Consider the following 707-nt stretch of genomic DNA (forward strand, 5'->3'; position numbering starts at 1 on the left):
GGCATGGCCCGACGGCTGCACCCGCGCCGCCTGGCCCAGCTGGTCCGCCTGCCACACGCCGGGCAGCGCCAACAGCGCGGGCCGGGGTCCGAGGGCAGCAGTCGAAGGGGCGTGAGAAGCAGGCATTGGGCGTCCGATAAATACTGTTCAAATATACAGTATTTATCGGATTTTTCTCGCTCCTTCACAGAAGACGCGCATCCTCTGGAGCGCAATGCGCTATCGAAAAAAGAGCTTTCAGCGCAATACCATCAAGCGTTTGAAGCGGTTTTGATGGAAATACCCGAAAACCCTGCGGCTACAGCCGCTGGGTCACCCAATCGCACCAGTCGGCCACCGCGGCATCGGCAGGGTGCTGGCGCTCCATCACCGCGGGCCAGCGGCGCTGGCTGGCGTTGACGATGGTTTTGAGCTGCCACAGGGCTTCGCGCCCGACGAAAGCGACTTCGGCCAGGCCGGCGGTGTCGCCCTGCAGCGGTTCAAGCCACTGGCTTTGCTGGTCGGGGTGCGCGCCGGCCTCGACCAGCACCTTTTGCAGCGCACGCAGCCGCCCCTCCACAAAGGCCAGGGCACTGTCCGGGTCCGACGGGGACAGGCCGGGCAGCGCGCCCTTGGCACGCTCCCACTGGCCGAACGCACTGGCCAGCGCCTCGATGTGGCGCGCCGCATCGGCCCCCACCGGCTCCAGGCCCGCGCCCCGGTCCGCC

General features: G+C 67.0%; 1 pseudogene. It reads right to left on the minus strand.

Features of this window, described 5'->3' with window-relative positions:
- Window positions 1–298: 298 nt before the first annotated feature.
- A pseudogene (locus B2J89_RS21370) lies at window positions 299–707 on the minus strand (phosphohydrolase); the annotation flags it as partial.

This window comes from Acidovorax sp. SRB_24, from assembly GCF_012931925.1.